The sequence below is a fragment of the Burkholderia puraquae genome (assembly GCF_002099195.1).
GTDB classification, from domain to species: domain Bacteria; phylum Pseudomonadota; class Gammaproteobacteria; order Burkholderiales; family Burkholderiaceae; genus Burkholderia; species Burkholderia puraquae.
This window is the reverse complement of record NZ_NBYX01000030.1, coordinates 69,632-77,305: the sequence shown is the minus strand read 5'-3', so window position 1 is coordinate 77,305 and position 7,674 is coordinate 69,632. Positions and strand designations below refer to the sequence as shown.

The 7,674-nt window shown below is 67.5% G+C and carries 8 protein-coding genes; 1 reads left to right on the top strand and 7 read right to left on the bottom strand.

All coding sequences use genetic code 11. The features are described 5' to 3' along the window. The coding region (locus B7G54_RS39415) for a hypothetical protein (protein ID WP_208864971.1) at positions 1 to 194 on the top strand (194 nt) is incomplete at its 5' end. Between the two features lie 115 nt (positions 195 to 309). Here B7G54_RS39415 and B7G54_RS34310 read toward each other — a convergent pair. From B7G54_RS34310 to phnS, 7 genes are read right to left on the bottom strand one after another with little or no spacing between them, the layout of a single operon-like run. Further along, a complete protein-coding gene (locus tag B7G54_RS34310; RefSeq protein WP_085043143.1) occupies positions 310 to 861 on the bottom strand; it encodes a phosphonate degradation HD-domain oxygenase in 552 nt (183 codons plus the stop codon). 4 nt (positions 862 to 865) lie between these two features. Further along, positions 866 to 2,320 carry a phosphonoacetaldehyde dehydrogenase gene (gene phnY, locus B7G54_RS34305; protein WP_085043142.1) on the bottom strand — a complete coding sequence of 485 codons (1,455 nt, stop codon included), beginning with the start codon at positions 2,318 to 2,320 and terminating at the stop codon, positions 866 to 868. Further along, the gene (gene phnA, locus B7G54_RS34300; protein WP_085043141.1) at positions 2,317 to 3,624 is read right to left on the bottom strand and encodes a phosphonoacetate hydrolase; all 1,308 of its coding nucleotides are present in this window, start codon (positions 3,622 to 3,624) and stop codon (positions 2,317 to 2,319) included. The genes phnY and phnA overlap by 4 nt, the downstream gene beginning before the upstream one ends. Next, on the bottom strand, positions 3,621 to 4,481 hold the full coding sequence (phnV, locus tag B7G54_RS34295; protein WP_085043140.1) for a 2-aminoethylphosphonate ABC transport system, membrane component PhnV: 861 nt from the start codon (positions 4,479 to 4,481) through the stop codon (positions 3,621 to 3,623). Before phnV ends, phnA begins: the two co-directional genes overlap by 4 nt. Next, complete coding sequence (gene phnU / locus B7G54_RS34290; protein WP_085043139.1) at positions 4,471 to 5,391, bottom strand: 2-aminoethylphosphonate ABC transporter permease subunit; 921 nt, start codon at positions 5,389 to 5,391, stop codon at positions 4,471 to 4,473. Before phnU ends, phnV begins: the two co-directional genes overlap by 11 nt. Then, on the bottom strand, positions 5,369 to 6,472 hold the full coding sequence (phnT, locus tag B7G54_RS34285; RefSeq protein ID WP_085043138.1) for a 2-aminoethylphosphonate ABC transport system ATP-binding subunit PhnT: 1,104 nt from the start codon (positions 6,470 to 6,472) through the stop codon (positions 5,369 to 5,371). Before phnT ends, phnU begins: the two co-directional genes overlap by 23 nt. Before the next feature lie 34 nt (positions 6,473 to 6,506). Further along, a complete protein-coding gene (phnS, locus tag B7G54_RS34280) occupies positions 6,507 to 7,595 on the bottom strand; it encodes a 2-aminoethylphosphonate ABC transporter substrate-binding protein (RefSeq protein WP_085043137.1) in 1,089 nt (362 codons plus the stop codon). Positions 7,596 to 7,674: the final 79 nt, after the last annotated feature.

Genomic DNA, 7,674 nt, shown 5'->3' with positions numbered 1-7,674 from the left:
CTTCGTGTTTCCCGGCAGCGCTGCGTTTTCAGCAGCAGAGAAGCGAGATTATGAACCGTGTTTCGCAGCTCGTCAACAACTTTTTACACTACGTCGTTGCGACTGCGGGGCTCAACTTCCAGGCCAGCTGCGTGCGCCAGACTTGCAGCACACCACCGACCTTGCTTCCCTCTCCCGCGCTGCGTTTCCGTTAGCGCGAAAGAGGCGTGATTGTAGGTAGCGCGCGGCATTCGCGCAAGGGGTTTCTCAAAAAATATAAGGCTCCGCACGCTACCGCGTGCGGAGCCTTATATAGAGGCGGCCGAATCGTCAGGCCGCGCGCACCTGGCGCGCGACGATCGCCATATAGTGAGCGAGATCCGGCGTCACCTTGCCTTCTTCCTTCGCCGTATCGTCCCAGCGGCGCAGACGCAGCGCATCCACCGCGAACGGACGCTGCAGGAACGCCGTCATCTCCTCTTCGCTGAAGATACCGCCCTGCAGCGCAAGGCTGCGCACCGAGTCCGGCGACAGGCTCTCGAAGTAGCCGGCGTCGGTGCGGCACAGGCAGCGCTTCGCGTCGACGTGCAGCCGGATCGGCTCCAGCACCGCGTCGGAGAACAGCGGCCGCAGGAACGGCAGCACGTAATACTGATGCAGATCGTCGATCCCGCGCGCGCTCGGCGTCTCGCCCTGGCGATTCAGCAGATGCCCGAGATCGTGCAGGAACGCCGCCGCAACCAGCGCTTCGTGAGCCCCTGCCGCTTCCGCCAGCAAGCCGCTTTGCAACGCATGCTCCAGCTGCGTGACCGGTTCGCCGCTATAGGCGACATGGCCATGCTCGCGATACAACCCGTGGATCTCTTCCACCGTCAGTGCCATCCGCTTACTCCCACGGCAGCGAAAAAGTCTTCAGGTTCGTGAAGCTTTTCATCGCCTCCTGAACGCCTTCCTTGTAACCGAGCCCCGAATCCTTGATCCCGCCGAACGGCGACAGCTCGATCCGGTATCCGGGTACCTCCCATACATTCACCGTGCCGACGTTCAGCTCGTTCACGAACCGCACGACCGCCGCCGTGCTGTCCGTACAGACGCCTGACGATAGCCCGAACGCCGTCCCGTTGCTGATCCGGATCGCGTCGTCGATCGTGTCGAACGTGATCACCGGCGATACCGGGCCGAAGGTCTCCTCGCGCACGATCGTCATCGACGGATCGACGTTGTCGAGCACGGTCGGCGCATACAGCGCGCCGCGCCGCACGTTGCCGGTCAGCAGGCGCGCGCCCTGCGCGACCGCCTCGCCCACGCGCGCCTCGAACAGCCGCGCCGCCGCCTCGTCGATCACCGTGCCCATTTCATTTGCGGAATCGAACGGATCGCCGTACTTCCATGCGCGCGTCTTCTCGACGAGCAACTCGGTGAACGCGGGTGCGATCGAGCGCTGTACCAGCATCCGCTTGACGGCCGTGCAGCGCTGACCCGAATTCCGGTACGAACCGAGCACCGCCAGCGACGCCGCGCGTTCGAGATCGGCATCGTCGAGGACGATCAGCGGATCGTTGCCGCCCAGTTCCAGCACGATGCGACGGTAGCCGGCCCGCGCGGCAATCGCCTTGCCGATCGCCACGCCGCCCGTAAAGGTAATCAGCGACGCATGCGGGTGCGTGACGAGTTCGTCGGCGATCTCGCGCGGATCGCCGGTCAGCACCTGCAGCATCGGTTCCGGCAGACCCGCTTCGTACAGCAGGTCGGCCAGGTAGAACGCCGACAGCGGCATCTTCTCCGACGGCTTCACGATCACGCGGTTATTGGTCGCGATCGCCGGCGCGATCTTGTGCGCCACCTGGTTCATTGGATGATTGAACGGCGTGATCGCGACGATCACGCCGTCAAGCGGCTGCCGCTGCGAAAACACACGGCGCGCCTTGCCGTGGGGCGTCAGGTCGCACGAGAAACTCTGCGCGTCGTCGCGCAGCGCCTCGACCGCCGCAAACTTCAACACGTCGGCAACGCGGCCGATCTCGTAGCGGGAGTCCTGTTTCGACAGCCCCGATTCGAGCGTGATCAGGTCGGAGGCTTCCTCGGTGCGCTCGCGCAACAGCGCGGCCGCACGCTCGAGAATCTGCGAACGCTCGTAACGCGTGAGCGTCGGCCGGTACGCCATCGCGTAGTCGAATGCCGCGCGCACGTCGTCGACGCTCGCCAGCGGTGCCGTCCCGACGCGCGTGCCCGTGTACGGGTCCATGACGTCGAGCGTGCGTTCGCGCGTCGCGCGCGTGCCGCACCAGCGCAGCGCCTCTGCGCGAAACGCCGGGTGATCGTGCCGGGGATGAGCCATCATGTCGCGACCCGGTTCAGCACGAAATCGAACACGTCGAAGTTGCGCGGGCGACGCGCGGGATCGGCCGGCTCGATACGGCGATTGAACAGTAGCGGTACTTCCTGCTCCGACACGCCGCCATGCGAGCGCAGCGGCACCGTGAGGCCCGACAGATCGTGTTCGCGCTCGCGCGTACCGAGCGTCATGTCGCGGCGGCCGATCACGACGAGATCGCCGATCCGGTCGGCCGGCAGCTCGAAACGGGCGGCGGCTTCCGCGTTGTCGAGCACGAGCTCGACGCCGTCGAGGCTGCCCGCGCGCCACATCGCCTCGGCCCGGTCGACACCGGGCGCCAAGTAGATGGTCGCAAACGAGCCGAGCGCGCCGTGGTGCACGACGTAAGGATCCGTGATCGGCAGGATCACGCGCGCAGCCTGCCCGCCATACCAGCCGTCGAACGCATCCTGCAGATAGATGACGTTCGGCCGGCCCGTCGCGGGATCGTGCTTCGCGTTCATCCCGTGATCGGCCGTCAGCCCGATCGCCCAGCCGAGCGCGTCGAGCTGCGCGAGGTAGCCGTCCATCATCGCGTAGAACGCGTTCGCGCCGGCACTGCCCGGCTCGCACTTGTGCTGCACGTAATCGGTGGTCGACAGGTACATCAGGTCGACCTGGCGCGTCTGCGCAAGCCGCACGCCGGCCGCGAACACGAATTCGGACAACGCCGCGCTGTAGACGTCCGGCGACGGCAGGCCTACCCAGTCGAGCACGTCGGCGATCCCGTTTTCCGCGAGGTTCGCCTGCGCAGCCTTCTCGGCCGAAAAGCAGATGCCGTTCAGCTGCCAGCCGAGCAGCCGGCGCAGCTTGTCCTTCGCCGTCACGACGGCGACCCGCGCACCGGCTGCGGACGCCGCCGCGAGCAGCGTGCCGGCCCGCAGGTAGGCCGGGTCGTTCATCATGACTTCGGCGCCGCGCCCGCCATCGGCGGCCGGGTCCCAGAAATAGTTGCCGCAGATCCCGTGGACCGACGGCGGCACACCGCAGACGATCGACAGGTTGTTCGGGTTGGTGAAGGTCGGCACGACACAATCGGCGCGCCAGGCCGTGCCTTCCGCAATCATCCGGCCGATGAACGGCGCGACGCCCGCTTCCACCGCCCGTTCGAGATAGTCGTACTCGCAGCCGTCGACGCAGACGACGACGGTCGGCTCGACCGGCAGCCGGTAGTGCCGGCCGTTGACGTCGACGGCGCGCCCCGCGAGATCCGTCGATGCACGGGCTGCCGACGCTTCTCCGGGTTGGCGCAATGCGAACGCGGCGTTCATGATGCCCCCCGCTTGCCGCGCGGCACGCGCGCGGCGATCAGCAGCAGCGCCGCGAGCGACGCGCCGAGCATCAGCAGCGACAGTGCCGATGCCGGAAGGTAATAACCGCGCTCCACCTGGCCGATCACGACGATCGGCACGGTCGCGAAGCCCGGCGGATAGACCGTCAGCGTCGCGCCGAGCTCGCCGAGCGACAGCGCGAAACCGAGTGCGAGGCTTGCGCGCAGCGCCGGCACGAGCTGCGGCAGCAGCACGCGGCGCAGCACCATCGCGGGCGGCGCACCGAGGCTCGCCGCCGCTTCGCGCAGCACGGTCAGTTCCGGACGCAGCGCGGCAGCCGCGCAGCGATAGCAGAACGGCAAGATCAGCGCGAGCTGCACGAGCACGACGATCGCCGCCGAGCTCGACAGGTCGACCGGCTTCTGGTGATACGCGATCAGCACCGCGAGCCCGAGCACGACGCTCGGCACGCCGTTCGGCACCATCACGAGCGCGTCGACCACCGCGCCGAGGCCGCGTCGGTCGCGCCCTTCGAGCGCCAGCGCGAGCCACAGCCCGAGGATCGTGCCGACCGCCGACACGCCGAAGCCGATTTCCAGGCTCGTCAGCAGCGCGTCGTATTCGGGCGACCCGAGCCGCTCGAACCAGCGGAGGCTGTAACCAGCCGGCAAGATCGTCCCCGACCATTGCGTCGACACGCTCGACAGTGCGACGACGATCACGGGCAACACGAACAGCCAGAAGCATGCAAACGCGGCCAGCGCGAGCGCCGCGCGCGATGCATGCTTGAGCACCGTGTCGCCCCAGCCGATCCGGTGGCGCGGCACAGCTTGCCCGATACGGAATTCAGCGGACATCGTTCCCTCCCGTCGCGCGCCGGTTCACCCGGCGATAAACCGCATACAGCGCCAGCGACAGCGCGAGCATCACGACCGCGCCGGCCGACGCGGTCGGCAGGTCGAGATCGACGGTCGCGCTGCTGTAGATCGCGACCGGCAGCGTCACGAGCCGCGCACTGCCGAGCACGAGCAGGATCCCGAATTCGTTCAGCGTCAGCAGGAAGCACAGCACGGTGCCGGCGGCTATACCCGGCCACGCGATAGGCAGCACGACGCGACGCGCGAGCAGCCAGCCGGACGCACCGAGGCTGCGCGCGGCTTCGATCAGCCGCAGGTCGAGCGTCGCGAACGACGCGAGCGTCGGGCGCACGACGAACGGCGTATAGAACACGGTCTGCGCGAGGATCACGCCGCCGATACCGAACAGGAAATCGAGGGGCGGATTCTCGAGATGGAACAGGTGCTGCAGCGCGATGCTGATCGAGCCTTGCGAGCCGTACAGGAAGATCAGCGTGAACGCGACGAGGAACGACGGGAACGCAACGTACAGCTCCAGGAAGCGCGTGACGAGCGATGCGCCCGGGAACGGCTTCAAGAACAGCAGCGCGGCCAGCAGCACGCCGAGCACCGACGCGGTGCCGGCGCTCGCGAACAGCACGCCGAGCGTCGTCAGCAGCACGTTGCTCGTGTCGGGGTTGCCGAAGAACGTGCGGTACGCGGCAAAACTCAGCCCGTGGTCGCCCGACACGCTCAGCAGCACGAGCCGCACCAGCGGATAGACGACGAGCGGGCCCAGCACGACGGTCGCAAGCGCGGCGAGGTGCAGGTCGCCCATGCGCTTGCGGCGCCGCGCGGCGGCGGCGTGCGCGGCGGCCGACGCGAGCACGTGCGGCGGCAGGCCGGCTTCAGGGCTCGATAAGGACGACATCGTCTGCCTCGCAATGCAGGGAAACGCGCGCACCGCGCTCGGGAGCCGCACCGCGGCCGCGTTGCATCGTGACGCGCACGGGCTCGTCGGGCGCCGCGTCGATCGTGACCGCGATCGACAGGTCCGCGCCCTGCCATTCGACGGACGACACCGTGCCGTGCAGGCCGCCCGCGGCGGGCGGCATCAGGGTCAGGCGCTCGGGGCGCACGCAGGCAACCTTGCCGCGCACTTCGTGGCGCGGATCGCCGAGCGGGAAGATCACGTGCGGCGGCAGCAGGTTCGCCGGGCCGAGATAGCGTGCGACGTAGCCATCCCGCGGCGCGTCGTACAGCTGTTGCGGCGTGCCGAGCTGCGCGATGTGGCCGTCGCGCATCAGCAGCGCGCGGTCGGACAGCACGAGCGCGTCGTCGCGGTCGTGCGTCACGCAGACGACGGTCAGGTTCGGCAGGCGCTCGTGCAGCGCCTTCAGTTCGCTGCGCACCGATGCGCGCAGGTTGGCGTCGAGCGCCGACAGCGGCTCGTCGAGCAGCAGCACGTCCGGCTCGATCACGAGCGCGCGGGCCAGCGCGACGCGCTGCTGCATCCCGCCCGACAGCTGCGCGGGCAGGTGGTGGCCTGCGTCGCCGAGCTGCACGAGCTTCAGCGCGTCGGCGACACGGCGCGTCACTTCCGACGACGACATGCCGCGTGCGCGCAGCCCGAATGCGACGTTCTCGAACACCGACAGGTGCGGGAACAGCGCGTAATTCTGAAACAGCAGACCGAGATTGCGCTTGTGCGGCGGCGCATAGGTCAGGTCACGCCCGGCAACGGTCAGCGTGCCGGTCAGGCCGTCGGCCTTCACGAACCCGGCGATGAAGCGCAGCAGCGTGGTCTTGCCGCAACCGCTCTTGCCGAGCACGGTCAGAAATTCACCGGCGCCGATCGACAGCGACAGATCTTCCAGCACCGTGCGCGCGCCGTAGCGCACGCTCAGGTGTTCGATCTGCACGCCGCCCGGCGCGCCGGACCGCAGCGTTGCCCGCGGTTCGGCGGCGCCGAATGCGCCGGGATGGGTCAGGGTGGTTTCCACCGGGTTCATCCTCTCGCTCACTAATACAGGCGGCGTGCGCCGATCACTTCGGCTTGACGACGTCGAGCTGCTTGCCCGAGCTGCCGATCACGTCCTTCTTCCAGCGCTCGATCCACACCGGCTTCTTCGCCATCACCTGGGTCCAGTCGACCGGGATCAGTTTCACGCCCGCGATCGCCTTCTTCACCGCTTCGCCGTTCTTGCCGGCCAGCGGCACGTCCGTGCGGCCCGGGATGCCGTACATGTCCGGCACCTTCGACTGCACTTCCGTCGACATCAGGTAGTCGATCAGCTTCTTGCCGGCGTCCTGGTTCGGGCCGCTCTTGATCAGGCCGATGCCGTACGGGAGCTGGAACGTGGTCGGCTGGTCGCCATCCTTCGCGGCCAGGAAGATCGGCTTGACGGACAGCGCGCCGTGTTCGGCATCGTCGAGGTCCATCTGCAGGTCGCCGTTCGCGACGCTGATCTCGTTACGCGACAGCAGCACGTTCAGGTAGCCCGTGCCCTTGGTATGGAACTTCACGCTCTGCGACAGCTTCGCGAGGTAGTCGAACGCCTTGTCCTCGCCCATCAGCGAGGTCGTCAGGATCAGCACGGCCATCCCGTCGCCTGCCGTGGCCGGGTTCGAGTACGCAACCTTGCCGGCGTAGGCCGGCGACAGCAGGTCGGCGAACGTCTTCGGCTGGTTCTTCACGACGTCCGGGTTGATCGCGAACGAGAAGTAGTTGTTCACGAACGTCGCCCATGTGCCGTCTTCAGCCTTCGCGATGGCCGGCACGTTCTTGTAGTTCACGCTCTGGTACGACTGCAGCAGGCCCATCTGGCCGGCTTGCTGAATGAACGGCGGCAGCGTGACGATCACGTCGGCCTTCGGGGAATTCTTCTCGATGTTCGCGCGGTTGACGACTTCGCCGCTGCCCGCCGTCACGATGTTGACCTTGACGCCTTCCTTCTTCTCGAAGGCCGGCAGCACATCGCGATAGAGGTTCTCGAGACCGTCTGCCGTATACAGCACGACCGCGCTCGCCGCATGCACAGGCAGCGCGGCGCCCATCAGACCGGCGACGCTGGCAGCCAGCGCAAGCTTGCGGAACGCGCCGGCGGCGGCGCGCGAGGGTTTCTGCAGTGTCATCTGACTTCTCCGTAGGCGGAACACCAAATGGCCGGGGCACGATCCGGCTCTCCTGTTATCTCCAGGCAAGGCCGATCGA

Excerpts from the sequence above, each read along its gene's own strand:
- B7G54_RS34310 (WP_085043143.1), bottom strand. The coding sequence starts at position 861 with ATGGCACTGACGGTGGAAGAGATCCACGGGTTGTATCGCGAGCATGGC.
- phnY (WP_085043142.1), bottom strand. The coding sequence starts at position 2,320 with ATGATGGCTCATCCCCGGCACGATCACCCGGCGTTTCGCGCAGAGGCG.
- phnA (WP_085043141.1), bottom strand. The coding sequence starts at position 3,624 with ATGAACGCCGCGTTCGCATTGCGCCAACCCGGAGAAGCGTCGGCAGCC.
- phnV (WP_085043140.1), bottom strand. The coding sequence starts at position 4,481 with ATGTCCGCTGAATTCCGTATCGGGCAAGCTGTGCCGCGCCACCGGATC.
- phnU (WP_085043139.1), bottom strand. The coding sequence starts at position 5,391 with ATGTCGTCCTTATCGAGCCCTGAAGCCGGCCTGCCGCCGCACGTGCTC.
- phnT (WP_085043138.1), bottom strand. The coding sequence starts at position 6,472 with ATGAACCCGGTGGAAACCACCCTGACCCATCCCGGCGCATTCGGCGCC.
- phnS (WP_085043137.1), bottom strand. The coding sequence starts at position 7,595 with ATGACACTGCAGAAACCCTCGCGCGCCGCCGCCGGCGCGTTCCGCAAG.